The 25,298-nt window shown below is 37.7% G+C and carries 36 protein-coding genes; 34 read left to right on the top strand and 2 right to left on the bottom strand.

Going from position 1 to position 25,298, the window contains the following annotated elements; genetic code table 11:
- Positions 1 to 2: 2 nt before the first annotated feature.
- Both ABXT71_RS00790 and ABXT71_RS00785 read right to left on the bottom strand, forming a co-directional pair.
- On the bottom strand, positions 3 to 3,035 hold the full coding sequence (locus ABXT71_RS00790; protein WP_415371903.1) for a SusC/RagA family TonB-linked outer membrane protein: 3,033 nt from the start codon (positions 3,033 to 3,035) through the stop codon (positions 3 to 5).
- Positions 3,036 to 3,146: 111 nt separating this feature from the next.
- Positions 3,147 to 4,859 (bottom strand): hypothetical protein, encoded by a 1,713-nt coding sequence (locus ABXT71_RS00785; RefSeq protein ID WP_415371902.1) that lies wholly within the window; start codon positions 4,857 to 4,859, stop codon positions 3,147 to 3,149.
- A 183-nt stretch (positions 4,860 to 5,042) separates the two neighbouring features.
- On the opposite strand from ABXT71_RS00785, the gene rpsL reads away from it, so the two are divergent.
- The 34 genes from rpsL to eno all read left to right on the top strand — a co-directional run bounded on the left by rpsL (position 5,043) and on the right by eno (position 25,278).
- Positions 5,043 to 5,417, top strand: coding sequence for a 30S ribosomal protein S12 (gene rpsL, locus ABXT71_RS00780; RefSeq protein ID WP_415371901.1), 375 nt, complete (start codon positions 5,043 to 5,045; stop codon positions 5,415 to 5,417).
- Between the two features lie 79 nt (positions 5,418 to 5,496).
- On the top strand, positions 5,497 to 5,973 hold the full coding sequence (gene rpsG, locus ABXT71_RS00775) for a 30S ribosomal protein S7 (RefSeq protein WP_415371900.1): 477 nt from the start codon (positions 5,497 to 5,499) through the stop codon (positions 5,971 to 5,973).
- A 3-nt stretch (positions 5,974 to 5,976) separates the two neighbouring features.
- Entirely contained in the window at positions 5,977 to 8,103 is a 2,127-nt protein-coding gene (fusA, locus tag ABXT71_RS00770) for an elongation factor G (protein ID WP_415371899.1), read from the top strand.
- An 11-nt stretch (positions 8,104 to 8,114) separates the two neighbouring features.
- The gene (gene rpsJ, locus ABXT71_RS00765) at positions 8,115 to 8,420 is read left to right on the top strand and encodes a 30S ribosomal protein S10 (protein ID WP_010181931.1); all 306 of its coding nucleotides are present in this window, start codon (positions 8,115 to 8,117) and stop codon (positions 8,418 to 8,420) included.
- Positions 8,421 to 8,666: 246 nt separating this feature from the next.
- Positions 8,667 to 9,278 (top strand): 50S ribosomal protein L3, encoded by a 612-nt coding sequence (gene rplC / locus ABXT71_RS00760; protein WP_415371898.1) that lies wholly within the window; start codon positions 8,667 to 8,669, stop codon positions 9,276 to 9,278.
- Positions 9,278 to 9,907, top strand: a complete 630-nt coding sequence (rplD, locus tag ABXT71_RS00755) for a 50S ribosomal protein L4 (RefSeq protein ID WP_415371897.1) — start codon at positions 9,278 to 9,280, stop codon at positions 9,905 to 9,907. Before rplC ends, rplD begins: the two co-directional genes overlap by 1 nt.
- Before the next feature lie 7 nt (positions 9,908 to 9,914).
- On the top strand, positions 9,915 to 10,205 hold the full coding sequence (rplW, locus tag ABXT71_RS00750; RefSeq protein ID WP_415371896.1) for a 50S ribosomal protein L23: 291 nt from the start codon (positions 9,915 to 9,917) through the stop codon (positions 10,203 to 10,205).
- Positions 10,206 to 10,233: 28 nt separating this feature from the next.
- Complete coding sequence (rplB, locus tag ABXT71_RS00745; RefSeq protein ID WP_415371895.1) at positions 10,234 to 11,058, top strand: 50S ribosomal protein L2; 825 nt, start codon at positions 10,234 to 10,236, stop codon at positions 11,056 to 11,058.
- 3 nt (positions 11,059 to 11,061) lie between these two features.
- Positions 11,062 to 11,340 (top strand): 30S ribosomal protein S19, encoded by a 279-nt coding sequence (gene rpsS, locus ABXT71_RS00740; RefSeq protein ID WP_415371894.1) that lies wholly within the window; start codon positions 11,062 to 11,064, stop codon positions 11,338 to 11,340.
- Positions 11,341 to 11,346: 6 nt separating this feature from the next.
- A complete protein-coding gene (gene rplV / locus ABXT71_RS00735; RefSeq protein ID WP_415371893.1) occupies positions 11,347 to 11,754 on the top strand; it encodes a 50S ribosomal protein L22 in 408 nt (135 codons plus the stop codon).
- A 4-nt stretch (positions 11,755 to 11,758) separates the two neighbouring features.
- Positions 11,759 to 12,481 carry a 30S ribosomal protein S3 gene (rpsC, locus tag ABXT71_RS00730; protein ID WP_415371892.1) on the top strand — a complete coding sequence of 241 codons (723 nt, stop codon included), beginning with the start codon at positions 11,759 to 11,761 and terminating at the stop codon, positions 12,479 to 12,481.
- A 22-nt stretch (positions 12,482 to 12,503) separates the two neighbouring features.
- Positions 12,504 to 12,923 carry a 50S ribosomal protein L16 gene (gene rplP / locus ABXT71_RS00725; RefSeq protein ID WP_415371891.1) on the top strand — a complete coding sequence of 140 codons (420 nt, stop codon included), beginning with the start codon at positions 12,504 to 12,506 and terminating at the stop codon, positions 12,921 to 12,923.
- Between the two features lie 12 nt (positions 12,924 to 12,935).
- On the top strand, positions 12,936 to 13,127 hold the full coding sequence (gene rpmC / locus ABXT71_RS00720) for a 50S ribosomal protein L29 (RefSeq protein WP_415371890.1): 192 nt from the start codon (positions 12,936 to 12,938) through the stop codon (positions 13,125 to 13,127).
- 13 nt (positions 13,128 to 13,140) lie between these two features.
- A complete protein-coding gene (gene rpsQ, locus ABXT71_RS00715) occupies positions 13,141 to 13,404 on the top strand; it encodes a 30S ribosomal protein S17 (protein WP_415371889.1) in 264 nt (87 codons plus the stop codon).
- A 2-nt stretch (positions 13,405 to 13,406) separates the two neighbouring features.
- Positions 13,407 to 13,775 carry a 50S ribosomal protein L14 gene (gene rplN / locus ABXT71_RS00710; RefSeq protein WP_415371888.1) on the top strand — a complete coding sequence of 123 codons (369 nt, stop codon included), beginning with the start codon at positions 13,407 to 13,409 and terminating at the stop codon, positions 13,773 to 13,775.
- Positions 13,776 to 13,787: 12 nt separating this feature from the next.
- Entirely contained in the window at positions 13,788 to 14,102 is a 315-nt protein-coding gene (gene rplX / locus ABXT71_RS00705; RefSeq protein WP_415371887.1) for a 50S ribosomal protein L24, read from the top strand.
- A 2-nt stretch (positions 14,103 to 14,104) separates the two neighbouring features.
- The gene (rplE, locus tag ABXT71_RS00700; RefSeq protein WP_415371886.1) at positions 14,105 to 14,656 is read left to right on the top strand and encodes a 50S ribosomal protein L5; all 552 of its coding nucleotides are present in this window, start codon (positions 14,105 to 14,107) and stop codon (positions 14,654 to 14,656) included.
- Positions 14,657 to 14,659: 3 nt separating this feature from the next.
- The gene (rpsN, locus tag ABXT71_RS00695; protein WP_415371885.1) at positions 14,660 to 14,929 is read left to right on the top strand and encodes a 30S ribosomal protein S14; all 270 of its coding nucleotides are present in this window, start codon (positions 14,660 to 14,662) and stop codon (positions 14,927 to 14,929) included.
- 69 nt (positions 14,930 to 14,998) lie between these two features.
- Complete coding sequence (gene rpsH / locus ABXT71_RS00690) at positions 14,999 to 15,397, top strand: 30S ribosomal protein S8 (protein ID WP_415371884.1); 399 nt, start codon at positions 14,999 to 15,001, stop codon at positions 15,395 to 15,397.
- Positions 15,398 to 15,415: 18 nt separating this feature from the next.
- Positions 15,416 to 15,958: a 50S ribosomal protein L6 gene (gene rplF / locus ABXT71_RS00685; protein WP_415371883.1), complete on the top strand. Its 543-nt coding sequence runs from the start codon at positions 15,416 to 15,418 to the stop codon at positions 15,956 to 15,958.
- Positions 15,959 to 15,969: 11 nt separating this feature from the next.
- A complete protein-coding gene (gene rplR, locus ABXT71_RS00680; protein WP_415371882.1) occupies positions 15,970 to 16,323 on the top strand; it encodes a 50S ribosomal protein L18 in 354 nt (117 codons plus the stop codon).
- Between the two features lie 5 nt (positions 16,324 to 16,328).
- Entirely contained in the window at positions 16,329 to 16,853 is a 525-nt protein-coding gene (gene rpsE, locus ABXT71_RS00675; protein WP_415371881.1) for a 30S ribosomal protein S5, read from the top strand.
- A 38-nt stretch (positions 16,854 to 16,891) separates the two neighbouring features.
- Entirely contained in the window at positions 16,892 to 17,071 is a 180-nt protein-coding gene (rpmD, locus tag ABXT71_RS00670) for a 50S ribosomal protein L30 (RefSeq protein WP_415371880.1), read from the top strand.
- Between the two features lie 11 nt (positions 17,072 to 17,082).
- Positions 17,083 to 17,535: a 50S ribosomal protein L15 gene (rplO, locus tag ABXT71_RS00665; RefSeq protein ID WP_415371879.1), complete on the top strand. Its 453-nt coding sequence runs from the start codon at positions 17,083 to 17,085 to the stop codon at positions 17,533 to 17,535.
- Between the two features lie 14 nt (positions 17,536 to 17,549).
- The gene (gene secY, locus ABXT71_RS00660; protein ID WP_415371878.1) at positions 17,550 to 18,893 is read left to right on the top strand and encodes a preprotein translocase subunit SecY; all 1,344 of its coding nucleotides are present in this window, start codon (positions 17,550 to 17,552) and stop codon (positions 18,891 to 18,893) included.
- 79 nt (positions 18,894 to 18,972) lie between these two features.
- Positions 18,973 to 19,188 carry a translation initiation factor IF-1 gene (gene infA, locus ABXT71_RS00655; protein ID WP_068589225.1) on the top strand — a complete coding sequence of 72 codons (216 nt, stop codon included), beginning with the start codon at positions 18,973 to 18,975 and terminating at the stop codon, positions 19,186 to 19,188.
- Position 19,189: 1 nt separating this feature from the next.
- Positions 19,190 to 19,306 carry a type B 50S ribosomal protein L36 gene (ykgO, locus tag ABXT71_RS00650; RefSeq protein WP_076732133.1) on the top strand — a complete coding sequence of 39 codons (117 nt, stop codon included), beginning with the start codon at positions 19,190 to 19,192 and terminating at the stop codon, positions 19,304 to 19,306.
- A gap of 3 nt (positions 19,307 to 19,309) precedes the next feature.
- Positions 19,310 to 19,684 carry a 30S ribosomal protein S13 gene (gene rpsM / locus ABXT71_RS00645; RefSeq protein ID WP_415371877.1) on the top strand — a complete coding sequence of 125 codons (375 nt, stop codon included), beginning with the start codon at positions 19,310 to 19,312 and terminating at the stop codon, positions 19,682 to 19,684.
- Positions 19,685 to 19,693: 9 nt separating this feature from the next.
- Entirely contained in the window at positions 19,694 to 20,092 is a 399-nt protein-coding gene (gene rpsK, locus ABXT71_RS00640; protein ID WP_415371876.1) for a 30S ribosomal protein S11, read from the top strand.
- 220 nt (positions 20,093 to 20,312) lie between these two features.
- Positions 20,313 to 20,918 carry a 30S ribosomal protein S4 gene (gene rpsD, locus ABXT71_RS00635; RefSeq protein WP_415371875.1) on the top strand — a complete coding sequence of 202 codons (606 nt, stop codon included), beginning with the start codon at positions 20,313 to 20,315 and terminating at the stop codon, positions 20,916 to 20,918.
- Positions 20,919 to 21,011: 93 nt separating this feature from the next.
- Entirely contained in the window at positions 21,012 to 22,004 is a 993-nt protein-coding gene (locus ABXT71_RS00630) for a DNA-directed RNA polymerase subunit alpha (RefSeq protein ID WP_415371874.1), read from the top strand.
- 76 nt (positions 22,005 to 22,080) lie between these two features.
- Positions 22,081 to 22,560 carry a 50S ribosomal protein L17 gene (gene rplQ, locus ABXT71_RS00625; RefSeq protein ID WP_415371873.1) on the top strand — a complete coding sequence of 160 codons (480 nt, stop codon included), beginning with the start codon at positions 22,081 to 22,083 and terminating at the stop codon, positions 22,558 to 22,560.
- 225 nt (positions 22,561 to 22,785) lie between these two features.
- Positions 22,786 to 23,895: a glutamine-hydrolyzing carbamoyl-phosphate synthase small subunit gene (gene carA, locus ABXT71_RS00620; protein WP_415371872.1), complete on the top strand. Its 1,110-nt coding sequence runs from the start codon at positions 22,786 to 22,788 to the stop codon at positions 23,893 to 23,895.
- 96 nt (positions 23,896 to 23,991) lie between these two features.
- Complete coding sequence (gene eno, locus ABXT71_RS00615) at positions 23,992 to 25,278, top strand: phosphopyruvate hydratase (RefSeq protein WP_415371871.1); 1,287 nt, start codon at positions 23,992 to 23,994, stop codon at positions 25,276 to 25,278.
- The last annotated feature ends 20 nt before the right edge of the window (positions 25,279 to 25,298 follow it).

Raw genomic sequence — 25,298 nt, 5'->3', positions numbered from 1 at the left:
TCTTAAAATTCAATATCTAAGCCAAAAGCAAAAGTCTTTGGTGTAGGATAAATTCTAGAGGTATTAGATTGTGCTTCCGCATCAAAACCTCTCCAGTCTGAGAATGTTATAAGGTTCTCGCCATTAAGATACAATCTCAAGGCAGAAATACTTGTTCCTTCTAAATATTTTGATGGTAGGTTGTATCCAAACTGTGCAAAACGTAAACGAACGAAATCTGCGTTTGTTAAGTATCTAGTACCACTAAATTGTTGATTAGTTGCGTCTAATGACGGAAGTGACCCACCTGTGTTCTCAGGTGTCCAAGAATCAAAAAGATCTCTTGATAATCTAAATTGACCTAAGTTGTTGATGTTCTGGAAGCTAGATTGCTCAAAGTCATATCTATCTACTCCGAAAGTGTAGTTAAACTGAGTGCTTAAAAAGAAACCACCGTAGTCGAAGTTAAGACCAGCACTTCCTTCAAAATCAGGAAAAATGTTTTTGTCTAACCAAACACGGTCAGTATCTGGGTCAGGAGTTTCTGTAATTTCTCCATCTGCAGTTAAGAATTGAAGATTACCATTTTCTGAGTTTACACCAGCATATCGATAATCATAGTATTCAAAAACTTTACCTCCTACACGTCCAGTTCCGATAATTTCTTCTTCTCCAGAACCAAATTCTACAATCTCATTTTTGTTGTAGTTACCAACAAAATTAATGGTAGCGTTAAAACCACCTTCACTAGTAGAGCGAATAACGTCGTATGCTATTGCTAAGTCAACACCAGTATTTTTTAATTCACCGCCATTTACATTTAAGGCAGTAGTTGCATTAATTGCAGAAATAGGTTGTAATAAAAATAAGTCTGTAGTAACTTTTTGGTATACATCTAATGATCCACGTGCTCTTCTGTTAGCAAATTCATAATCAATACCTACATTAGTTGTAGTAACAGTTTCCCATTTAAGGTCTGTGTTAGGAATTTGAGATAATTGTAAAGAGTTAGCGCCCTGGTATCCACCTGTTGTAGCAAATAAAGATTGCGTTAAATTAAGTCCTCCAAAAAGTCCACCACCTGTAACATCTTGGTTACCGTTGGTACCATAAGAGGCTCTAAGTTTAAGAACGTCAAAAACAGAGTTCGACATAAAAGCTTCGTTGCTTATGTTCCATCTAGCAGAAACAGAGTAGAAGTTTGCCCATCTATTTGAGTCAGAAAAACGTGAAGAAGCATCTCTACGGAAAGTTCCAGTTATACCATATCTAGTGTCATAATCATAATCTACACGTGTGAAATATGAAAACAATCCAGATTCCGCAATATTTGCGTTAACTGTATTCCCAAAAAAGTCATTGTCACCATTATCATCTACAAAGGCACTACCATCTCCAGGGAAGAAAGTTGCCTGGTTTAAACCATTGTTTCTAAAGCCATAAGTATATAAGTGTGCTTTAAAGTATTCAGAATATAAGCCAATGTTCAATGATTGCTTGTCAAATGTTTTGTTCCACACTAACGAAGCTAATTGATTAAAAGAGAACTGTCTTCTGTATTGTTGATCTTGCGTCCCAGGAGTATCATTTCCTGACTCAGCAAACAATTGAGAGTTAAAACTAATAGGTTGTTCAGCTCTTAACGTATTTTGATCTTGGTAGTCACTACTAAATATAACAGATGCAACTAAGTCGTCAGTCAAATTGTAACTCCCTTCAAGAGCTCCAATCATTTTTAATTCTTCTTCATAACGAGTATAGGTGTTTAGTCTATCAACTAGAAATAATGGAGTGTTAGCGAAACTTAAAGGAGAAAGTAAATCTGCTCCGTTAGTATAATCACTAGCCGTGATATATGGTACAGACTGGTAAGCTCCTAAAACGTAGTTACGGTTAATTGCTCCTGAACCAATACGGTTAGGCTCATCAGACTTAGACCAGTTTGTAGATAAATTAAGCTTGTATGAGAACTTTTTGTTGTCACTAGTACCATTAACATTAGTTCTAATGTTAAAACGCTTCAAGCTAGATTGTCTTAAAAGACCCTCTTGATCATGAAACCCTAATGATACATAACTTGCAAGATTCTCGCCACCATTACTCACGTTTAAAGTATGAGAATTTGTTATTGCTGGATCAAAGAAATAATCTGCCCAGTCAAAAGTTTCAACTCCAGCAATTTCTGCATCTGTTAATGCCATCCCAGAAGTATTCCCAACTGGAAAGCCATTGCCACCTACACCTACGTTTCTCTCTCTTTCTAGAGTAAGTAACTCTTGAGAATTCATTAGGTCATAGTCATTATCTTGCAGTGCAGCTACATTTACAGTACCTGTATAAGACATCTTTAACTTAGAGTTGAATTTACCACTCTTTGTTTTAATGATAATAACTCCATTTGCACCTCTATTACCGTAAATAGCAGTTGCACCCGCATCCTTTAAAACAGATACAGAAGCAATTTCATTTGGGTTAAGTGATCTAAAGTTATCTTGATCTACTGGAGCACCGTCGATAATAAATAGTGGCTCAGTATCTCCATTAATAGAAGATATACCACGTATTCTTACGTTAGAGTTAGCACCAGGTTGACCATTTGCTGTAGATATGTTAAGACCAGGAACTTGTCCAGAAAGTGTTTGTACAAAACTAGCATTTGGTCTCGATTGAATCGTTTCAGCACTTATAGAGTAGGTCGCAGTACTTGATTTTTCTTTTGTACTGTTAACATTTCCTATAATTACAACCTCTTGAAGCGCGTTATCCGATGCCATATTCACATTGATACGACTTGAAGCTCCAACTGCCATTTCTTGAGTCTCAAATCCAATATAACTAAATATAAGAGTTTGCCCCGTTGCAGCACTAACAGAGTAATTTCCATCAAAGTCTGTTTGAGTTCCGGTATTCGTGCCTTTGATGATTACGTTAGCCCCAGGAAGAGGTAAGCCGCTGTCATCGTTAACAGTACCAGTAATTGTTTTTTGTTGAGCGAACGATAGTTGCACAACGAGCACTAGTAAAAGCGCTAAAATTCCACTAAATTTTGTTTTCATTTTATAAATTTTTTGAATTAGCCAACGTCAAAAGTCGAAATAAAATTACAATTACACAACTATTTAAACTTAAATTTCTATTATAGATGAGCAGAAAAAGACTTGTTTTTCCTAAAATGTAGAAATCAAACTGAGGTGGACTTTAGTGTCAGAAAACCTAAATTCTTGACCATAAACTTTGCCATTAGCCAATGAAAGCCTCAGTAGTCCCGTGTTTGTGTAGAAACCAGTGCCAAAACCAAAACTGAAAAGGCTATTATTGCTTCTTGCCGCTCGGTTTTCTAAATACCCAAGATCCACAATGCTATGTACGTAAAGAAGATTGTTTAATCTGTATCTGTATTCTGTGTTTAAGATGGAGAAAAGCGACGCTTCGATAGCATTTTCTTTAAAGCCTCTTATGCTTTTAATACCGCCAATTCTATATAATTCATTTGTTAGGTAGGTGTCGCTCTGTAAAAACCCGCTCTGGTTTGCAATATAAAATGAGTTTTGTAGGTTAAGATTTATAATGTAAGAGCCATGTGCGCTAAGTCTATATTGTTGTTCGGTAGTAAGGTCAGTTTTTTTTGTACCCGCACCTATTTGTAGACCAAACCTTGCTTTTACAGGAAACAAATTATCTTCTTGATAAAACTTCCATTGAGAACCAGTAATAATTTCTTTTTTCTGAAAGGCCACTAGATCTATTGCGGTCACGTCTTCATTAGATAAAATGGCAGAATTTGAACTAGTGTAGTTTAAGGTGACTATAGTGTTGGGGTTTATTTGATAGCGCAGGCCTGCTAGTTGCGAAGTAGTAGAAAAATTATCTGCCTGTTTAAATATCGTAAGGCCAAGGTCAATACCTAAAGGAGACCTTAATATATAAGGTAGGGTTGTTTGAACACTAAAGTTTTGCTGATTGTCCCCATCAGATTTATAATTAAGACTAAAAGTTTCGCCATAATTTAAATTATTGTTGAGCTTTAGGTCTAGATATCCATTGAAAATAAGTTTGTTGGTAACATCATCAGTGCTAAAACCTATAATTCCATCAAAATTGTTGCTCTTCTGTTTTTCTAAATACAAATAGAGTGTCGTTTTTTTGTCTTTAAAAAGTACTTCTGGCTGTTTAATGTTAGAGGCAAACTGCAAAGCGCTAATTGCAGTACTTGCTTTTGCTATAGTAGAGATTTTAAATATGACATCTTTTTTAATGCCAGCGATATATCGTATATAGGATGTCGGAAATTTCTCATACCCTTTAATTACGATGCTGTCAATAGTCCTTGTTTGTGTTGTTTCTGAAATGAGCTGCGCAGAAAGTTTAACTCCATCTCTTTTAAATTCGTTTAAATAGGTCTTGGCAAATGCATCACCACTTTCGGTTTGTAATGCATTAATTTTCATCAGCGTCTTTTCTACTTCGGAAATGGAAATAATAAAACGATCTTCTTCTATCTTAGAAATAAACCTATTTAGCTCTTTACTGCTGAAATCTTCCTGATTGTAATGTATAGTAATGTTTGAAAATTTCGGTCCTAAAAAATAAGTTGCTTTATAGATTAATTTTTTGGTATTTTCTTGTGTTTTGATTTCAGTAATTGAAATAAGTCTACTATCTATGAAGCCATCAGTCTGAAATGCTTTTAATAGACTAGAAGTCTCTGTTTTTAGTGCTGCAAATGTGCTAAAGGAGTTAGCGGTTGCTGTTTTTTCGATCAATTCTGAAGGGATTTCTTTTTCCGCTTCAAGTGTCAGGCTAATATATTGCGCATTGATGTCGTAATATAATGCGGTATGAATGTTAAGATATAGGAAAATATAAAATATGTGCTTCAAAAAATGTTGTATTGTGTGGATAAAGCTAACGTTACAGGGTCGATTTTCATATAAAAATAAAGAATATTTAAAAAGTGTAAAAAATAAGCTGACATGTGTTTGAATTATAGATAAATATTTATATTTTTGCACGCCCATAAATAATGGGGAATTATATTTAATTAATAGTAACAAGGATATTATATGCCAACTATTTCACAATTAGTACGAAAAGGAAGGACCAAAATAACCAAGAAGTCTAAATCGGCTGCTTTGGATTCGTGCCCGCAACGCCGCGGTGTTTGTACGCGTGTATATACCACTACTCCTAAGAAACCTAACTCAGCGATGCGTAAAGTAGCGCGTGTAAGGTTAACCAATGGAAAAGAGGTAAACGCATACATCGGAGGTGAAGGACACAATCTACAAGAACACTCGATAGTATTGGTTAGAGGTGGAAGGGTAAAAGATTTACCAGGAGTTAGATACCACATCGTTCGTGGAGCTTTAGATACCGCAGGTGTCGATGGCAGAACACAACGTAGGTCTAAGTATGGTACAAAACGCCCTAAGAAGTAAAATTTAGTAATGACGCGGGTATCTGCGTCGCAATCCAGTAACGTCGAAGCATGATTCGACGCAACGTAAAACTAAAAGAATGAGAAAAAGAGCAGCCAAAAAAAGACCGCTTTTGCCAGATCCAAGATTTAATGATCAATTGGTGACACGTTTTGTGAACAACATGATGTGGGATGGTAAGAAGTCTACGGCTTTTAAAGTTTTTTATGATGCAATAGACATCGTAGAAGAAAAGAAAACAGACGAAGAAAAAACCGGTTTAGAGACTTGGAAAGATGCCTTGTCTAACGTGATGCCACACGTAGAGGTGCGTAGTCGCCGTGTAGGTGGTGCAACGTTCCAAATACCAATGCAAATACGTGCAGACCGTAAAATATCTACTGCTATGAAGTGGTTGATTGGATACGCTCGTAAGCGTAATGAGAAGTCAATGGCTCAAAAACTTGCCTCAGAAATTCTTGCAGCAAGTAAGGAAGAAGGAGCAGCTGTTAAAAAGCGTACTGACACGCATAAAATGGCCGAAGCAAATAAAGCATTCTCACATTTCAGATTTTAAAAAATGGCAAGAGATTTAAGATTAACAAGAAATATAGGGATTGCTGCCCATATTGATGCTGGTAAAACAACAACAACGGAGCGCGTTCTTTATTATACAGGAGTTTCACATAAAATTGGTGAGGTACATGATGGTGCTGCAACAATGGACTGGATGGAGCAAGAGCAAGAGCGTGGTATTACTATTACGTCTGCTGCTACCACGTGTACATGGCAGTTTCCTCTCGAAAATGCGGAGCCAACAGAAGATACTCAGGATTATCACTTTAATATTATTGACACACCGGGTCACGTAGATTTTACTGTAGAGGTAAATAGATCTTTACGTGTTCTAGATGGTTTAGTATTCTTGTTTAGTGCAGTAGATGGTGTTGAACCACAATCTGAAACTAACTGGAGATTGGCTGATAACTATAAAGTACCTAGAATTGGTTTCGTTAATAAAATGGACCGTCAGGGATCTGACTTTTTAGGTGTTTGCCAACAGGTAAAAGATATGTTAAAGTCTAACGCGGTGCCAATCGTTCTAAACATTGGTGACGAAGAAGATTTTAAAGGGATTATAGATTTAGTAAAAAACCGTGCAATTGTATGGCATGACGATACTCAAGGGGCAACTTTTGATATTATCGAAATTCCAGAAGAATTGAAGGCGGAAGCAAGAAAATATCGCGGTCTTCTTATAGAAGAAGTTGCTGCATATGATGAAAATTTGCTTGAAAAATATATGGAAGATGAAGATTCTATCACAGAAGAAGAAGTGCATGCTGCACTTAGAGCTGCTGTAATGGACATGGCAATCATTCCAATGATTTGTGGTTCTGCCTTTAAGAACAAAGGGGTGCAGTTTCTCTTAGATGCTGTATGTCGTTACTTGCCTTCTCCAATGGATAAGGAAGGTATTGAGGGTATTAATCCAGATACAGATGAAAAAGTGATTCGTAAGCCTAGTGTGAAGGAGCCGTTTGCTGCTTTAGCATTTAAGATTGCTACAGATCCTTTTGTGGGTCGTTTAGCATTTTTTAGAGCATATTCTGGTCGTTTAGATGCTGGTTCATATGTGTTAAATAATCGTTCAGGTAAGAAAGAGCGTATTTCACGTATCTATCAAATGCACGCTAACAAGCAGAATGCAATTGATTTTATTGAAGCTGGTGATATTGGTGCTGCTGTAGGATTCAAATCTATTAAAACAGGAGATACATTATCTGATCAAGATCATCCTATCGTTCTTGAATCTATGGACTTTCCAGATCCAGTTATTGGTATCGCGGTTGAGCCTAAGACGAAGGCAGATGTTGATAAATTAGGGATGGGCTTAGCTAAATTAGCTGAAGAAGATCCTACGTTTACAGTTCGTTCAGACGAAGCTTCAGGACAGACTATTATATCTGGAATGGGTGAACTTCACTTAGATGTTATTGTTGACAGGCTAAGGCGTGAGTTTAACGTTGAAGTGAATCAAGGACAACCACAAGTGGAGTATAAAGAGGCTATTACAAGAGCTGCTGATCACAGAGAAGTTTATAAGAAACAATCTGGTGGTCGTGGAAAGTTTGCAGATATCGTATTTACGATTGAGCCTGCAGATGAGGGTGTTGTAGGGCTCCAGTTTGAGTCTGTAATTAAAGGTGGTAATGTTCCTAAAGAATTTATCCCTTCGATTGAAAAAGGTTTTAAAGTTGCGATGGTAAATGGTCCTTTAGCTGGCTATGAGGTTGAGTCGATGAAAGTGACGCTAAGAGATGGATCTTACCATGATGTGGATTCAGATCAACTATCTTTCGAATTAGCGGCAAAACTTGGATTTAAGAATTCAGCAAAAGCGGCTAAGGCTGTGATAATGGAACCTATAATGAAACTTGAGGTGATTACACCAGAAGAGAATATGGGTGATATCGTTGGCGATTTAAATAGAAGAAGAGGTCAAATGACTAGTATGGGAGACCGTGCTGGTGCAAAAACTGTAAAAGCTACAGTGCCACTTTCTGAAATGTTTGGATATGTAACCACATTAAGAACATTATCATCAGGTAGAGCAACATCAACAATGGAATTTTCTCACTATGCAGAGACTCCTTCTAACGTTTCGGAAGAAGTAATCAAAGCAGCAAGAGGAGCTAACGCATAATATTTTCAGCTATGAGTCAAAAAATCAGAATTAAATTAAAATCATACGATCATAATTTAGTAGATAAATCTGCTGAAAAAATCGTAAAGACTGTAAAGAGTACAGGTGCAGTAGTAACAGGGCCAATCCCATTACCTACGCACAAAAAAATATTTACAGTACTACGTTCGCCACACGTAAACAAGAAGAGTAGAGAGCAGTTTCAATTATCATCTTACAAGAGATTATTGGATATCTATAGTTCTTCTTCAAAAACAATCGACGCTCTGATGAAGTTAGAGTTGCCAAGTGGTGTAGAGGTAGAGATCAAGGTTTAATTTTATTAAGCCGTAGATTCGAAGCTTGCTTCGCCTGTACAATAAAAATTAAATGTCCCCAACGATGGTTAGGGAAAAACGGAAAAAAAGTAAATCGGGATCGAATTTATTTTGATCCCGTTTGTATTTGAACCTTGAGCAATCTCTGGTTTTAATGCTGAAAAATAAAAGTGATTAATTTTTCGTGAAAGCGAATTGAGATAAAGTCGATAATCGGCGAAATACTAATAATTAATATATATAAATATGTCTGGGTTAATTGGAAGAAAGATAGGGATGACCAGCATCTTTGACGAGAATGGTAAGAATATGCCGTGTACCGTTATTGAATGCGGTCCTTGTGTTGTTACCCAAGTCAGAACTGAAGAAGTAGACGGCTATGCTGCGCTTCAACTAGGTTTCGATGACAAGAAGACTGTTAATAAGGCTGCTGAAGGGCACGCTAAAAAAGCAGGTACTGTCGCGAAACGTAAAGTTGCGGAATTCAAAAGTTTTGATTCGGAGTACAAATTAGGTGATACGATCACTGTAGAACATTTTGCTGAAGGAGATTTTGTCGATGTGGCAGGAACTTCAAAGGGTAAAGGTTTTCAAGGAGTTGTAAAACGTCACGGTTTTGCCGGTGTAGGTCAAGCTACGCACGGTCAACATAACCGTTTAAGAGCGCCAGGTTCTATTGGTGCAGCATCGTATCCTGCGAGAGTATTCAAGGGAATGAAGATGGCTGGTCAAATGGGGAACGAAAAGGTGAAAGTTCAAAATTTAAGAGTTTTAAAGGTGGTTGCTGAAAAGAACCTACTTGTAGTGAAAGGGTGTGTACCTGGACATAAAAACGCTTATGTAACGATTCAGAAATAATGAAGGTAGCTGTATTAGATAAAAACGGAAAAGCCACGAGTAGAAAGGTTGAACTTTCTAAAGAGGTTTATGGTATCGAACCTAACAATCACGCTGTATATCTTGATGTGAAGCAATACTTGGCAAATCAACGTCAGGGAACGCATAAATCAAAGGAAAGAGCAGAGATTGCAGGATCTACTAGAAAGATAAAGAAACAAAAAGGAACAGGTACTGCCCGTGCGGGTAGTATTAAGTCTGGTATATTCAAAGGTGGTGGTAGAATGTTCGGTCCTAGGCCAAGGAACTACACTTTTAAATTGAATAAAAACTTGAAGCGTCTTGCGCGTAAATCTGCTTTAACAATGAAAGCTAATAGCGAGTCGATTATGGTGTTAGAAGACCTCAATTTTGATGGTCCAAGAACAAAAGATTTCATTGCAGTTTTAACTAGTTTAGGTCTTGCAGACAAAAAGTCTTTGTTCGTGTTGGGAGAGTCAAATAATAATGTATATTTGTCTTCGCGAAATTTAACGGGTGTCGAAGTGATAAAAGCCTCAGAATTAAGCACTTACAAAATAATGAACGCAAACAACGTTGTGTTGTTTGAGGGTTCTTTGGAAGGAATAGAAACTAACTTAAGTAAATAGAAACGAGATGAGTATCTTAATTAAACCTATAATTACGGAAAAAGCTACACGTTTTGCTGAGGAATCAAATGTTTTCAGCTTTGTAGTAAACCCAAAGGCGAATAAGGTAGAAATCAAGAAAGCGGTTGAAGCCACTTACGGAGTTTCTGTTGATAAAGTTCGCACAATAAATGTCCGCCCTGAAAGAAGTACTCGTTATACAAAAACGGGAATTCAAACTGGTAAAACAAATGCTGTTAAGAAGGCAATTGTACAGGTGGCGGAAGGTGATACAATAGATTTTTACAACAATTTGTAAGGTAAGCTTACAATAAATTAGACAAAAAATGTCAGTAAGAAAATTAAAACCTATCACCCCGGGTCAGCGTTTTAGAGTTGTAAATGGTTTTGACGCCATTACAACTGATAAGCCGGAGAAGTCTTTACTTGCTCCGAATAAGAGATCTGGTGGTAGAAACAGTCAAGGAAAAATGACGATGCGCCATATTGGTGGAGGTCATAAAAAGAAGTATCGTGTTATCGATTTTAAACGTGAAAGAGTAGGAGTGCCTGCAACCGTAGCGACAATCGAATATGATCCAAATCGTACTGCGTTTATCGCACTGCTAAATTACCAAGATGGTGAAAAGCGTTATGTGATTGCTCAAAATGGACTTCAAGTAGGTCAGAATATTGTTTCTGGCGATAGTGTAGCTCCGGAGATTGGAAACGCTATGAGTTTAGCGAGTATTCCATTAGGAACTATTATTTCTTGTTTAGAGTTACGTCCAGGTCAAGGTGCTGTTTTAGCCCGAAGTGCTGGTGCATTTGCTCAACTAATGGCAAGAGATGGTAAGTATGCAACGGTAAAATTACCGTCAGGTGAGACAAGACTAATTCTTGTTACTTGTATGGCGACAATCGGAGCGGTATCGAACAGTGATCATCAGTTACTTGTATCTGGTAAAGCTGGTAGATCTAGATGGTTGGGTAGAAGACCACGTGTTAGACCAGTAGTGATGAACCCAGTAGATCACCCAATGGGTGGTGGTGAAGGTAAATCTTCAGGTGGGCATCCACGTTCTAGAAACGGTATTCCTGCAAAAGGATTCAGAACTCGTTCTAAGACAAAGCAGAGTAATAAATACATTATAGAACGTAGAAAGAAATAAGCTATGGCAAGATCGTTAAAAAAAGGACCGTACGTTCACTATAAATTAGATAAGAAGGTACAGACAAATGTGGAAGGGAATAAGAAGACTGTGATCAAGACTTGGTCAAGGGCTTCTATGATAACTCCAGATTTCGTAGGACAGACCATCGCAGTTCATAATGGGAAGCAATTTGTTCCTGTATATGTAACTGAGAATATGGTAGGACATAAACTAGGAGAATTTTCACCTACAAGATCATTCCGTGGTCACGCAGGTGCCAAAAATAAAGGTAAAAAATAATAGGCCATGGGAGTTCGTAAAAGAGAAAGAGCAGAAGCAATCAAGGAAGCAAAGAAGACACAATTCTTTGCTAAGTTGAATAATTGCCCTACATCACCAAGAAAAATGCGCCTTATGGCGGATTTGATTAGAGGTGAGAAAGTTGAGAAAGCATTAAATATTTTGAAGTTCAGTTCAAAAGAATCATCACGTCGCTTAGAGAAATTGTTATTGTCTGCTATGGCAAACTGGCAAGCTAAGAATGAAGATGCTTCTATTGAAGACGCGGATCTTTTTGTAAAGGAAATCCGTGTAGACGGAGGAACAATGCTGAAGAGATTACGTCCGGCGCCTCAAGGTCGTGCACATAGAATTAGAAAACGCTCTAACCACGTAACACTGGTATTAGCAGCAAACGATAACACACAAAGTTAACTAAATGGGACAGAAGACAAATCCAATCGGGAATCGCCTTGGAATTATCAGAGGATGGGAATCTAACTGGTACGGAGGTAACGACTACGGTGATAAACTTGCCGAAGACGATAAGATTAGAAAATACATTCATGCTCGTTTAAGTAAAGCTAGTGTGTCACGAGTAATTATTGAGCGTACGCTTAAACTTGTAACCGTTACTATCACTACGGCTAGACCTGGTATCATTATCGGGAAAGGTGGTCAAGAGGTAGATAAGTTAAAAGAAGAGCTTAAGAAGATTACTGGTAAAGAAGTACAGATCAACATCCATGAGATTAAGAGACCAGAAATGGACGCGTATCTTGTAGGGTCGAGTATCGCTAGACAGATAGAAAATAGAATTTCTTACCGTCGTGCAATCAAGATGGCTATTGCAGCAGCAATGCGTATGAATGCAGAGGGTATTAAAGTTCAGATTTCAGGACGTTTGAATGGGGCAGAGATGGCTCGTTCTGAGGGGTACAAAGAAGGTCGTGTTCCTTTATCAACATTTAGAGCCGATATTGATTATGCTTTAGTTGAGGCGCACACTACTTATGGTAGATTGGGTGTTAAAGTATGGATAATGAAAGGTGAAGTATACGGAAAGAGAGAACTTTCTCCACTTGTCGGTTTAGACAAGAAAGGTGGAAAAGGAGGTAATTCCGGTCGAGGTGGAAATAATAAACCACGTCGTAGAAAGTAATCATTTTTAAAGAGAACAGAACATGTTACAACCTAAAAGGACAAAGTTCCGTAAGCAGCAGAAAGGACGTATGAAAGGAAATGCTGGTCGTGGTAACCAGTTATCATACGGTACCTTTGGTATTAAGTCTTTAGATTCAAATTTTTTGACAGCACGTCAAATAGAAGCAGCACGTATAGCCGCAACTCGTTTTATGAAAAGAGAAGGTTCAATCTGGATTATGATATTTCCAGATAAGCCAATTACAAAGAAACCTCTTGAAGTACGTATGGGTAAAGGTAAAGGTGGAGTAGAATATTGGGCAGCCGTTGTGAAGCCAGGAAGAATACTTTTTGAAGTATCTGGTGTATCAATGGAAACAGCAAAAGAAGCGTTACGTCTTGCAGCACAGAAGCTTCCAGTAAAAACCAAGTTTGTAGTATCGAGAGATTACCAAGCGTAAAATTTTTGTAAGATGAAACAAGCACAAATAAACGAGGCGACTACTGTAGAGCTACAAGAGGAATTCGCGTCAGCAAAGAAGTTATATTCAGACCTGAAAATGGCTCATACCATTTCTCCATTAGAGAATCCAATTCAGTTAAGAAATCACAGAAGATCGATTGCTAGAATTGCGACAGAATTAACTAAAAGAGACGTACAATAGTACCCACTGTAAGATGGAAGAATTAAAAAGAAACTTAAGAAAAGAACGTGTAGGTGTAGTTACTTCTAACAAAATGGAGAAATCTATAGTTGTTGCCGAAGTAAAGAAGGTAAAACATCCTATGTATGGAAAATTCGTTTTAAAGACGAAAAAATACGTAGCGCACGACGAGAAAAACGATTGCAACGAAGGTGATACTGTAAAGATCATGGAAACACGACCTATGAGTAAGACCAAATGTTGGAGATTAGTAGAAATAATTGAAAGAGCGAAGTAGATATGTTACAACAAGAATCAAGACTTAGAGTCGCAGACAACACCGGTGCAAAAGAGGTACTTACCATTCGTGTACTGGGTGGAACAAAGAGAAGATACGCTTCTATTGGTGACAAGATTGTAGTTTCTGTAAAAGAAGCTACACCTAATGGAACTGTAAAGAAGGGAACTGTCTCAACAGCAGTTGTTGTACGTGTGAAAAAAGAAGTGAGAAGACCAGATGGATCATATATCCGTTTTGACGATAACGCTTGTGTATTATTAGGACCTCAAGGGGAAATGAGAGGTACACGTGTTTTTGGACCGGTTGCAAGAGAGCTTCGTGACAGACAATTTATGAAGATTGTATCATTGGCACCAGAGGTGCTTTAATACGAAAGTAAAATGGGAAAGCTTAAAATAAAAACAGGAGATACAGTTGTTGTTACGGCCGGAGATCACAAAGGATCTGAAGGAAAAGTAATGAGTGTGGTTGCTGATAAGAACAAAGCAATAGTAGAAGGAGTAAATCTTGTAAAGAAGCATGAGAAGCCAAGTTCGGCAAATCCTCAAGGTGGAATTACTGAAAAAGAAGCTCTTATTCATATTTCTAACCTTTCTATTGTAGACCCTAAAGATGGATCTGCAACAAGAATAGGATATAGAATGGAAGATGGTAAAAAAGTACGATTTTCTAAAAAATCGAATCAAGTATTATAGTTATGGCATATACACCAAGACTTAAGGAAGAATATAAGAGCAGAGTAGTAAGTGTTCTTACGGATGAATTTGGGTACAAAAATGTACATCAAGTTCCTAAACTAGCGCGTATCGTTGTATCACGTGGAGTAGGTGCAGCTGTTGCAGATAAAAAATTGATCGACTACGCAGTAGAAGAGCTTTCTAATATCACTGGACAACATGCTGTTGCAACAATCTCAAAGAAAGATGTTGCTACCTTCAAATTACGTAAAGGGATGCCTATCGGTGCTAGAGTAACATTACGTGGAGAACGTATGTACGAATTTTTAGACAGATTAATCACATCTTCATTACCACGAGTACGTGACTTTAATGGTATTAAAGTTACAGGTTTTGACGGAAGAGGTAACTACTCTTTGGGAGTTACTGAACAGATTATCTTTCCAGAGATCGATATTGATAAAGTAAAGAAAATTGAAGGACTAAACATCACATTTGTGACGACAGCAGATACGGATAAAGAGGCGAAATCTTTATTAGGATCGCTAGGTTTACCTTTTCAAAAAAATTAAGATATGGCTAAAGAATCAATGAAAGCCCGTGAGGTAAAGAGACAAGCAATGGTAAAGAAGTATGCCGCTAAACGTAAGGTATTGAAAGATGCAGGCGATTGGGAAGGTTTACAGAAATTGCCTAAAGATGCTTCTCCGGTACGTTTACACAACCGTTGTAAATTAACTGGAAGACCTAAAGGTTACATGAGAACTTTTGGTATTTCACGTGTTACTTTTCGTGAAATGGCTAATCAAGGTTTGATACCTGGTGTTAGAAAAGCATCTTGGTAAAATAGTACTAATTGGTTGTAGGTTTACTTCTGAAATTTCAAGTGAAAACCACATCCGTAAAATTAAATTATGAATACAGATACTATCGCAGATTACTTAACGAGAGTTAGGAATGCAGTACAAGCTGGCCACCGAGTGGTGGAAGTTCCAGCTTCTAATCTCAAAAAAGAGATTACAAAAATATTATTTGATCAAGGTTTTGTCTTGAGCTACAAATTTGATGATAATGGGCCTCAGGGGACAATCAAAATTGCACTTAAGTATGATAAGCTTTCTAAAGATCCTGTGATCAAAAAAATACAGAGAATAAGTACACCTGGTTTACGTAAATATGCGGGTGCAGGAGAGATGCCACGTATCTTAAACGGACTTGGGATTGCTATAGTTTCTACTTCTGCGGGAGTAATGACTGCCAAGCAAGCCTCAGCTCAAAACGTAGGTGGTGAAGTTTTATGTTACGTATACTAATATTAAAGACAAGAAGAAATGTCAAGAATAGGTAAAAACCCGGTATCGATTCCTAGTGGAGTTACAGTTGTTGTAAAAGACAACGTAATTACAGTTAAAGGAAAGTTAGGAGAGTTAACTCAAGAATTCAGTGATGTAACTGTAAAAGTTGAGGGAGAAGAAGTGATAGTAGAACGTTCATCAGATCATAAAGATCACAGAGCGAAGCATGGTCTTTATAGAGCATTGGTAAACAATATGTGTGCTGGTGTTTCTGAAGGATGGTCAAAATCTTTAGAGCTTGTAGGTGTAGGTTATAGAGCGAGTAATCAAGGTCAACGTTTAGAATTGGCTTTAGGTTTTTCTCATAACATTGTACTAGAGATTGCACAAGAAGTTAAAGTGGAGACTATTTCGGAAAAAGGAAAAAATCCAATCATAAAATTATCATCTCACGACAAACAACTGGTAGGACAGGTTGCGGCTAAGATCCGTGGCTTCCGTAGACCAGAACCTTACAAAGGTAAAGGTGTGAAGTTCGTAGGTGAAGTATTAAGAAGAAAAGCAGGTAAATCTGCATAAACAATAGCGTTATGGCATTATCAAAAACAGATAGAAGACAGCGATTACGTTTCAGAATACGTAAGACGGTTTCAGGAACAGAGCAACGCCCACGTTTGGCAGTTTTCAGAAGTAATAAAGAAATTTATGCTCAATTGATAGACGATGTAAGTGGTAAAACAATTACCGCAGCGTCATCAAGAGACAAGGATGTGAAAGCAACTGGTAACAAGGTTGAAATAGCAAAAATAGTAGGTAAGGCAGTTGCAGAGAAGGCTATCAAGGCTGGAGTGGATACTGTGTCTTTCGACAGAGGCGGTTACTTATATCACGGAAGAGTTAAATCATTAGCAGAAGGTGCACGCGAAGGTGGCCTAAAATTCTAAGTAGTATGTATCAAGATTATAAAAACGTAGAATTAGTAAAGCCAGGAGGATTAGATCTTAAAGATCGTCTGGTAGGTGTACAACGTGTTACTAAGGTGACAAAAGGTGGTAGAGCTTTCGGATTTTCAGCTATTGTAGTTGTAGGGGATGAAAAGGGTGTAGTAGGACAAGGTCTTGGAAAGTCTAAAGATGTTGCTAGTGCTATCGCTAAAGCAATAGAAGACGCTAAGAAAAACTTAGTTCGTATTCCATTGAACAAAGCGACATTGCCACACGAGCAAAAAGGTAAGTATGGTGGAGCTAGAGTGAATCTTTTACCAGCAGCGCCTGGTACAGGAGTTATTGCTGGTGGAGCGGTACGTGCGGTATTAGAAGCAGTAGGTATTCATGATGTATTATCTAAGTCTCAAGGATCGTCTAACCCACATAACGTGGTGAAAGCTACTTTTGATGCTTTATTACAAATGAGAAGTGCTCATACTGTTGCAAAGCAAAGAGGTATTTCGATAGAGAAATTATACAAAGGATAATAACCAATTAAAACTTTCTGTTTAGGCAGACAATTAATATGGCAAAGATTAAAGTAACAAAGGTGAAAAGTGCAATTAACCGCACTAAGACCCAAAAGAGAACGCTCGAAGCGCTAGGCCTAAAAAAAATAGGACAGACTGTAGAGCATGAAAGCACACCAAGTATACTTGGTATGGTAAACAAAGTTTCACACTTAGTTTCTTTTGAAACTAAATAAGATATTCAAAAATGGAATTACATAGCTTAAGACCTGCAAAAGGTGCAGTTAAAACCCAAGGGAAACGAATAGGTCGTGGACAAGGTTCTGGTAAAGGCGGAACTGCAACACGTGGTCACAATGGGGCGAAGTCCCGTTCTGGTTATTCTAAGAAATTAGGTTTTGAAGGTGGGCAAATGCCACTTCAAAGACGTGTACCTAAGTTTGGTTTCACTAACATAAACCGTAAGGAATATCAAGGTGTAAACTTAGACACGCTTCAACAGCTTGTTGACGAGAAAAAAATCAATGGAACTTTAGATTTTGACGCTTTAGTTGAAATGGGTCTTGCCGGCAAGAATGAAATGGTGAAGATCTTAGGAAGAGGAGAATTGAAAGCAAAACTTAAGGTAACCGCTCACAAATTTACTGCTACAGCTAAGAGTGCGATTGAGGCTGCAGGTGGTGAAGTAGTAACTTTGTAATTTAAAAGAGACCAATGAAATTTATTGAAAACATAAAAAACGTTTGGAAAATAGAGGAACTACGTAACCGTATTATCTTAACGCTTGGTCTATTATTAGTGTATCGATTTGGTGCGCAGGTAACACTTCCAGGTATTGATGCTTCTAAGTTAGGTGGTTTTGCCAGCAACTTTGATGGCGGTGGATTAGGAAGTTTGTTAAATGCTTTTACGGGAGGTGCATTCGCAAATGCTTCTGTTTTTGCATTGGGAATTATGCCATACATTTCTGCTTCTATTGTTGTACAGTTAATGCAAATTGCTGTTCCTTACCTTCAAAAATTACAAAAAGAAGGTGAGAGTGGAAGAAAGAAAATTAATCAAATTACTCGATGGTTAACTATAGGTATTTGTTTGATACAGGCTCCAAGTTACCTTTTAGGTCTTGAGGCATTGGGTGTTCCAGCAGACGCGTTTATCCTAGGTAAGCCGTTATGGTTTATGGTAACTTCAACATTAATCCTTGTAACAGGTACTATCTTTGCAATGTGGTTAGGAGAGAAGATTACGGATAAAGGAATCGGAAACGGTATTTCTATCTTAATTATGGTAGGTATTATTGCAACATTACCACAATCATTTGTTCAAGAATTTGCTTCTAGAGTATTTGAATCTAACGGTGGTTTGATTATGGTTCTAATTGAACTGGTAATCTGGTTTGTAATTATTTTAGCCTGTGTAATGCTAGTGCTAGCGGTTAGAAAGATACCGGTCCAGTATGCAAGAAGAACGGCTACAGGGGAGTATGAGCGTAACATTTTTGGTGCAAGACAGTTTATTCCATTAAAGCTTAATGCTTCTGGGGTAATGCCTATTATCTTTGCGCAAGCAATCATGTTTGTTCCATCTGCAGTAGCTAGTTTATCTGACTCTGAATGGGCAACTTCGATACAGGCTACTTATAGTGATATATTTGGATTGTGGTATAATGTGACCTTTGCAATATTGATTATTGTGTTTACATATTTCTATACTGCGATTACAGTACCAACTAATAAAATGGCAGATGATCTTAAACGAAGCGGTGGTTTTATTCCTGGGATTAAGCCTGGAACAGACACGGCAGAGTTGTTAGATAGAATTATGTCACAAATTACCTTACCGGGTTCTATATTCCTTGCGCTACTTGCAATTTTTCCTGCAATAGTTGTGAAGCTTATGGGTCTTCAGCAAGGTTGGGCATTATTCTACGGTGGGACGTCACTATTAATTATGGTGGGTGTAGCAATAGATACAATGCAACAGATCAACTCTTATTTATTAAACCGTCACTATGATGGATTAATGAAAACTGGAAAGAATAGAAAAGCTGTTGCCTAACTAAATAACTATATTTGAAATGTTGGTATGACTATTGCCAATTGCAATATCGTATTAATAATAATAATAAAATTTCAGAATGGCAAAACAACCGGCAATAGAACAAGATGGTAGCATTGTAGAAGCATTAAGTAATGCAATGTTTAGAGTCGAGTTAGAAAACGGACATATAGTTACGGCGCATATCTCAGGAAAAATGAGAATGCACTATATAAAATTATTACCAGGAGATAAAGTAAAATTAGAAATGAGTCCTTACGATTTGACTAAGGCTCGAATAACATACAGATACTAAAATGAAAGTTAGAGCATCAGTTAAGAAAAGAAGTGTCGACTGCAAGATTGTACGCAGGAAAGGCAGATTATATGTAATTAACAAAAAGAACCCTAGGTTCAAACAAAGACAAGGATAAGTTATGGCAAGAATCGCAGGTGTTGATATCCCAAAGCAAAAAAGGGGTGTAATCGCGTTAACGTATATCTTCGGAATCGGTTTAAGCCGTTCTCAAGAAATATTGGAAAAGGCTGGAGTTAGCGAAGACAAAAAAGTAAACGAATGGAACGATGAAGAAATCGGTGCTATTCGTGACGCGGTTGGGTCTTTCAAAATTGAAGGTGAACTACGTAGCGAAGTTCAATTAAACATTAAACGTTTAATGGACATAGGATGTTACAGAGGTATTCGTCACAGAGTAGGTCTTCCTCTTAGGGGACAACGTACTAAGAATAATTCTAGAACAAGAAAAGGAAAACGTAAAACTGTTGCTAACAAGAAAAAGGCAACTAAATAATAATTAGATATGGCAAAGGCAAATCCAAAAGCTAAAAGCACAAAAAAACGTAAAGTTAATGTGGAGTCTGTAGGTGCAGCGCACATTACAGCGTCATTCAATAATATTATTGTTTCGTTGACTAACAAAGCAGGAGATGTAATCTCTTGGTCATCTGCCGGTAAAATGGGCTTTAGAGGATCAAAGAAGAATACTCCTTATGCTGCTCAACTAGCATCTGAGGACTGTGCGAAAGTGGCACACGAGGCAGGTATGCGCAAGTGTAAAGTATACGTAAAAGGACCAGGGAATGGTAGAGAATCTGCTATCCGTGCTATCCATAATATGGGAATTGAGGTTACAGAAATTATCGATGTTACTCCAATGCCACATAACGGGTGTCGTCCAGCAAAAAGACGTAGAGTTTAAATAAAATATTTGATTCGCCTTCGGGCGAATCATTTCTATTTTTTATTAGTACCTTTGCGGGCTCTAATAGAGAAAATATATAAGATGCTTCCGGGCATCTTTAGTAGTACTTAATAAATATCAATCGAGAGTTGAAAAAAACTAGAGGATGTAAGGACAAAACTTGTTTTGTCACCACACAAAGACCTTAATTTAGTTTTTCCCTCACAAACAATTAGAAATGGCAAGATATACTGGTCCAAAAACTAAAATCGCCCGTAAATTCGGTGAAGCGATCTTCGGAGAAGACAAATCCTTCGAAAAAAGAAATTACCCTCCAGGGCAACACGGTAATAACCGTCGTCGTGGTAAAAAATCTGAATATGCAATCCAGCTAGCTGAAAAGCAGAAAGCAAAGTATACTTATGGTATCCTTGAAAAGCAGTTTAGAAACTTATTCAAGAAGTCAACAGCTGCACCTGGAATCACAGGACAGGTATTGTTACAGCTTTGTGAGTCTAGACTTGATAATGTAGTATACCGTATGGGTATTGCATCTAGCCGTCCAGCGGCAAGACAACTAGTTTCTCACCGTCACATCACTGTGAATGGAGAAAAAGTAAACATCCCTTCCTACCAATTAAAAGCAGGTGATGTAGTTGCAGTAAGAGAGAAGTCTAAATCTCTTGAAGCGATTCAAAATTCATTGGCAAATTCTAGTAACGTATATGAGTGGATCACATGGAATACTGAGACTAAGCAAGGAACATTTGTTTCTGTACCTCAGCGTTTACAGATTCCAGAAAACATAAACGAGCAGTTTATTGTCGAATTATATTCTAAGTAATAAAATAATCATATTGGTATTTGGCCAAAGGATTTATGGTGTTCTTCAAACTGTTAAATCGCGCAACTAAATAACAATTAAAACGAAGAAAAAATGGCAGTATTTAGTTTTCAAAAACCAGATAAAGTAATCATGATTAACTCAACTGATTTTGAGGGGAAATTCGAATTTCGTCCCTTAGAACCAGGTTATGGATTGACTGTGGGTAATGCACTTAGAAGAGTACTACTTTCTTCTCTTGAAGGATTTGCGATCACCTCTTTGCGTATCGAAGGTGTAGATCATGAGTTCTCAACGATCGCTGGTGTAGTAGAAGATGTAACAGAAATCATCTTAAATTTAAAGCAAGTTCGTTTTAAAAGACAAATAGATGAGATTGACAACGAGACAGTGACCATATCTGTTTCTGGTAATGATAAGATAGTTGCAGGAGATTTTCAGAAGTTTATTTCTGGATTTCAAGTGCTTAACCCGGATCATGTAATCTGTAATATGGATTCTAAAGTGAATCTTAATATGGAGATTACTATCGAAAAAGGTAGAGGATATGTTCCTGCTGAAGAAAACAAGAAGGCAAATGCGCCACTTGGTACCATCTTTACAGATTCTATTTTTACTCCTATTAAAAACGTAAAGTATAGTATTGAGAATTTCCGTGTAGAGCAGAAAACAGATTACGAAAAATTGGTTTTTGAAATCATTACAGACGGCTCTATCAATCCTAAAGATGCTTTAACTGAGGCAGCTAAGACTTTAATACATCACTTTATGTTATTTAGTGACGAGCGCATCACCCTTGAGGCAGATGAGATTGCTCAAACTGAAACATATGACGAAGAGTCATTACACATGCGTCAGTTGCTTAAGACTAAGTTAGTAGATATGGACCTTAGTGTTCGTGCGCTTAACTGTCTTAAAGCTGCAGAAGTAGATACACTTGGAGATTTGGTTTCTTTTAATAAGAACGATTTAATGAAGTTTAGAAATTTCGGAAAGAAATCTCTTACGGAACTAGAAGAGCTCGTTAATGTAAAGGGATTGAACTTCGGAATGGACCTTTCTAAGTACAAGTTAGATAAAGACTAGTAATATAAAATAATTAATAATCATATTTTGCTCTCCGCATCGTCGGATTTGGTAGCAAGATGATAAACAAAATGTCATGAGACACGGAAAAAAAGTAAACCACTTAAGTAGAAAAACTGCGCACAGAAAATCAATGCTAGCTAACATGGCTTGTTCATTGATAGAGCACAAAAGAATTAATACGACTGTTGCTAAGGCAAAAGCGCTTAAGTCTTTTGTAGAACCTATGATTACAAAGTCTAAGGTAGACACAACTCATAATCGTCGTATCGTTATGGCACGTTTACGCCAAAAAGAAGTAGTAGCGGAGCTTTTTAGAGATGTAGCTGTTAAGATAGGGGATCGTCCAGGTGGTTATACTCGGATTATTAAGTTAGGAAATCGTCTAGGAGATAACGCTGATATGGCGATGATCGAATTAGTAGATTACAACGAGATTTACAACCCAGGAAAATCTAAGAAAACGAAAACTACACGTCGTAGTCGTCGTGGAGGTGCCGATGCAAAACCAGTAGCTGTCGCAGAATCTGCTAAAGCCAGTAAAGAAGAAGAATAAATGCGATATCATTTATAAAATTTTAAAAGGGATAAACAATTAATGTTTATCCCTTTTTTTATAGACTGTTAAGAAGTTCTAAAAACACTATTATAATAAAACGAGCAATTAGATTATTTTTGTCCAGCTTATATAAGCTATAAAATGCTCCATAACAATTTTCAATAGAATGAAAGATTTTCAATCGAGCCTTAAGTTCTCCAAATTCTCAAATATTTTATAAAGATGAAATATCAAGCAAGAAAAAACGCATTAATTCTCCTTGTAGATGGCACCATATTTTATGGGAAAGCAGTAGGAAGTAAAGAAGGTTCTGCCTTTGGAGAGGTTTGTTTTAATACTGGAATGACCGGATATCAAGAGATTTTTACCGACCCTTCTTATTTTGGTCAATTAATGGTGACCACCAATGCCCACATAGGGAACTACGGAGTGAACGATGAAGAAGTAGAGTCTGATGGCGTAAAAATTGCAGGCCTCATTTGTCGTAATTTTAGCTATCAAGCGTCAAGACCCGATAGTGACGGTACCTTGGAAGACTTTCTTTCACAGAATAATTTATTAGCTATTAGCGATGTGGATACGAGAGCACTCGTAAGCTACATAAGAGATAATGGCGCTATGAACGCTGTGATTACTACAGATGTAGATAATCTGGAGGTGTTGAAAAAGCAATTGGCAGACATTCCAGATATGAATGGACTGGAATTGGCGAGCAAAGTTTCTACTAAAGAACCTTATTTCTATGGTGACGAAAATGCGAGTTATAAAATTTCAGCATTAGATATTGGGATCAAGAAGAACATCTTGCGCAACCTTGCGAAGCGTGATTGCTATGTGAAAGTATTTCCATACAATACCTCTTTTACTGAAATGCAATCTTTTGAGCCAGACGGTTATTTTTTGTCTAATGGTCCTGGAGATCCAGAGCCACTTACCCAAGCAATCGCAACAACTAAAGAGATATTAGAAACTGGGAAACCTTTATTTGGTATTTGTCTAGGGCACCAAGTTTTGGCTTTGGCAAATGGAATTTCTACCTATAAAATGCACCACGGTCATAGGGGTATTAATCACCCGATTATGAATCTTATGACAGGGAAAGGTGAAATTACATCACAAAATCATGGTTTTGCAATTAATAAAGAAGAAGCAGAAGCACATGCAGATGTTGAGATAACTCACGTGCATTTAAATGATCAGACGGCTGCTGGGATTCGAATGAAGAGCAAGCCGGTATTTTCTGTACAGTACCATCCAGAAGCAAGTCCTGGGCCACACGACGCTAGTTATCTTTTTGATGATTTTATTACAAACATCAAGAATTCTAAATAAGTAAATTTCAGAAATTTTAATACTTGAAGAGTAGTTCGACAATAGAAAATTAAAAGAGAAACAATTGTTGCAAAGCAATAGAAAAAAAATAATTAAATGAGCATTATAATAGATATCCATGCAAGGCAGATTTTTGATAGTAGAGGTAACCCAACCATTGAGGTTGATGTTATCACAGAACAAGGTTTTCTAGGTCGAGCGGCTGTGCCTTCCGGCGCATCTACAGGGGAGCACGAAGCCGTAGAGTTGAGAGATGGTGGTGATGCTTATATGGGTAAAGGAGTGCTAAAAGCCGTTGAGAATGTTAATGGTAAGATAGCGGGTACCTTACTCGGTGTGTCAGTTTTTGAACAAGAGGAGATTGACCAGATCATGCTTGATCTTGATGGAACTAAAAACAAAGCGAAGCTAGGTGCTAATGCAATTCTTGGAGTTTCACTAGCGGTAGCTAAAGCTGCAGCAAATGAATTAGGGATGCCGTTGTATCGCTACATAGGAGGAGTGAGTGCAAAAACACTGCCCGTGCCCATGATGAATATTATCAACGGTGGCTCGCACAGTGACGCGCCTATCGCCTTTCAAGAATTTATGGTGATACCAGTAAAGGCAGCAACTTTTACAGAGGCAATGCAAATGGGATCTGAAATTTTCCATCATTTAAAAAAGGTGTTGCACGATAGGGGTTTAAGTACCGCAGTTGGTGATGAAGGTGGTTTTGCGCCAACGCTGGATGGAACAGAAGACGCATTGGATACAATTAAGAAAGCAGTGGAGAATGCTGGATATACGTTCGGGGATCAAATAATGATCGCCCTTGATTGCGCAGCGGCAGAGTTTTACGTGGATGGGAAGTATGATTATTCTAAGTTCGAAGGCGCTTCAGGAAAAATTAGAACGAGTAAAGAGCAGGCAGATTATTTAGCGCAATTATGTGCAGACTATCCTATCATTTCTGTGGAGGACGGGATGGATGAGAATGATTGGGAGGGATGGAAATATCTCACCGATATTGTTGGTGATAAAGTTCAACTTGTAGGTGATGACCTTTTTGTGACTAATGTAGAGCGTTTGTCTCGTGGTATTTCAGAAAACATTGCAAATTCTATCTTAATTAAAGTAAACCAAATAGGAACCTTGAGCGAAACGATTGCAGCTGTAAATATGGCGCATAATGCAGGGTATACATCGGTGATGTCACATAGAAGTGGAGAGACAGAAGATAATACAATTGCAGATCTTGCAGTTGCTTTAAACTGTGGTCAGATAAAAACAGGTTCTGCGTCTCGTAGTGATCGTATGGCAAAGTATAATCAGTTGTTGCGTATTGAAGAGCAATTAGCAGATGTGGCATATTTTCCTGGCAGTAAGGCGTTTAAGATATAAATGCCCCGTGCAGTTAAAGT

This window comes from Patiriisocius sp. Uisw_047, from assembly GCF_047730165.1.
Classification (GTDB): Bacteria; Bacteroidota; Bacteroidia; order Flavobacteriales; family Flavobacteriaceae; genus Patiriisocius.
The sequence above is the reverse complement of the archived record's forward strand: the minus strand, read 5'-3'. Positions and strand labels throughout refer to the sequence as shown.

Coding starts and splice junctions, on each gene's coding strand:
- ABXT71_RS00790 (WP_415371903.1), bottom strand. CDS start 3,035: ATGAAAACAAAATTTAGTGGAATTTTAGCGCTTTTACTAGTGCTCGTT.
- rpsL (WP_415371901.1), top strand. CDS start 5,043: ATGCCAACTATTTCACAATTAGTACGAAAAGGAAGGACCAAAATAACC.
- rpsG (WP_415371900.1), top strand. CDS start 5,497: ATGAGAAAAAGAGCAGCCAAAAAAAGACCGCTTTTGCCAGATCCAAGA.
- fusA (WP_415371899.1), top strand. CDS start 5,977: ATGGCAAGAGATTTAAGATTAACAAGAAATATAGGGATTGCTGCCCAT.
- rpsJ (WP_010181931.1), top strand. CDS start 8,115: ATGAGTCAAAAAATCAGAATTAAATTAAAATCATACGATCATAATTTA.
- rplC (WP_415371898.1), top strand. CDS start 8,667: ATGTCTGGGTTAATTGGAAGAAAGATAGGGATGACCAGCATCTTTGAC.
- rplD (WP_415371897.1), top strand. CDS start 9,278: ATGAAGGTAGCTGTATTAGATAAAAACGGAAAAGCCACGAGTAGAAAG.
- rplW (WP_415371896.1), top strand. CDS start 9,915: ATGAGTATCTTAATTAAACCTATAATTACGGAAAAAGCTACACGTTTT.
- rplB (WP_415371895.1), top strand. CDS start 10,234: ATGTCAGTAAGAAAATTAAAACCTATCACCCCGGGTCAGCGTTTTAGA.
- rpsS (WP_415371894.1), top strand. CDS start 11,062: ATGGCAAGATCGTTAAAAAAAGGACCGTACGTTCACTATAAATTAGAT.
- rplV (WP_415371893.1), top strand. CDS start 11,347: ATGGGAGTTCGTAAAAGAGAAAGAGCAGAAGCAATCAAGGAAGCAAAG.
- rpsC (WP_415371892.1), top strand. CDS start 11,759: ATGGGACAGAAGACAAATCCAATCGGGAATCGCCTTGGAATTATCAGA.
- rplP (WP_415371891.1), top strand. CDS start 12,504: ATGTTACAACCTAAAAGGACAAAGTTCCGTAAGCAGCAGAAAGGACGT.
- rpmC (WP_415371890.1), top strand. CDS start 12,936: ATGAAACAAGCACAAATAAACGAGGCGACTACTGTAGAGCTACAAGAG.
- rpsQ (WP_415371889.1), top strand. CDS start 13,141: ATGGAAGAATTAAAAAGAAACTTAAGAAAAGAACGTGTAGGTGTAGTT.
- rplN (WP_415371888.1), top strand. CDS start 13,407: ATGTTACAACAAGAATCAAGACTTAGAGTCGCAGACAACACCGGTGCA.
- rplX (WP_415371887.1), top strand. CDS start 13,788: ATGGGAAAGCTTAAAATAAAAACAGGAGATACAGTTGTTGTTACGGCC.
- rplE (WP_415371886.1), top strand. CDS start 14,105: ATGGCATATACACCAAGACTTAAGGAAGAATATAAGAGCAGAGTAGTA.
- rpsN (WP_415371885.1), top strand. CDS start 14,660: ATGGCTAAAGAATCAATGAAAGCCCGTGAGGTAAAGAGACAAGCAATG.
- rpsH (WP_415371884.1), top strand. CDS start 14,999: ATGAATACAGATACTATCGCAGATTACTTAACGAGAGTTAGGAATGCA.
- rplF (WP_415371883.1), top strand. CDS start 15,416: ATGTCAAGAATAGGTAAAAACCCGGTATCGATTCCTAGTGGAGTTACA.
- rplR (WP_415371882.1), top strand. CDS start 15,970: ATGGCATTATCAAAAACAGATAGAAGACAGCGATTACGTTTCAGAATA.
- rpsE (WP_415371881.1), top strand. CDS start 16,329: ATGTATCAAGATTATAAAAACGTAGAATTAGTAAAGCCAGGAGGATTA.
- rpmD (WP_415371880.1), top strand. CDS start 16,892: ATGGCAAAGATTAAAGTAACAAAGGTGAAAAGTGCAATTAACCGCACT.
- rplO (WP_415371879.1), top strand. CDS start 17,083: ATGGAATTACATAGCTTAAGACCTGCAAAAGGTGCAGTTAAAACCCAA.
- secY (WP_415371878.1), top strand. CDS start 17,550: ATGAAATTTATTGAAAACATAAAAAACGTTTGGAAAATAGAGGAACTA.
- infA (WP_068589225.1), top strand. CDS start 18,973: ATGGCAAAACAACCGGCAATAGAACAAGATGGTAGCATTGTAGAAGCA.
- ykgO (WP_076732133.1), top strand. CDS start 19,190: ATGAAAGTTAGAGCATCAGTTAAGAAAAGAAGTGTCGACTGCAAGATT.
- rpsM (WP_415371877.1), top strand. CDS start 19,310: ATGGCAAGAATCGCAGGTGTTGATATCCCAAAGCAAAAAAGGGGTGTA.
- rpsK (WP_415371876.1), top strand. CDS start 19,694: ATGGCAAAGGCAAATCCAAAAGCTAAAAGCACAAAAAAACGTAAAGTT.
- rpsD (WP_415371875.1), top strand. CDS start 20,313: ATGGCAAGATATACTGGTCCAAAAACTAAAATCGCCCGTAAATTCGGT.
- ABXT71_RS00630 (WP_415371874.1), top strand. CDS start 21,012: ATGGCAGTATTTAGTTTTCAAAAACCAGATAAAGTAATCATGATTAAC.
- rplQ (WP_415371873.1), top strand. CDS start 22,081: ATGAGACACGGAAAAAAAGTAAACCACTTAAGTAGAAAAACTGCGCAC.
- carA (WP_415371872.1), top strand. CDS start 22,786: ATGAAATATCAAGCAAGAAAAAACGCATTAATTCTCCTTGTAGATGGC.
- eno (WP_415371871.1), top strand. CDS start 23,992: ATGAGCATTATAATAGATATCCATGCAAGGCAGATTTTTGATAGTAGA.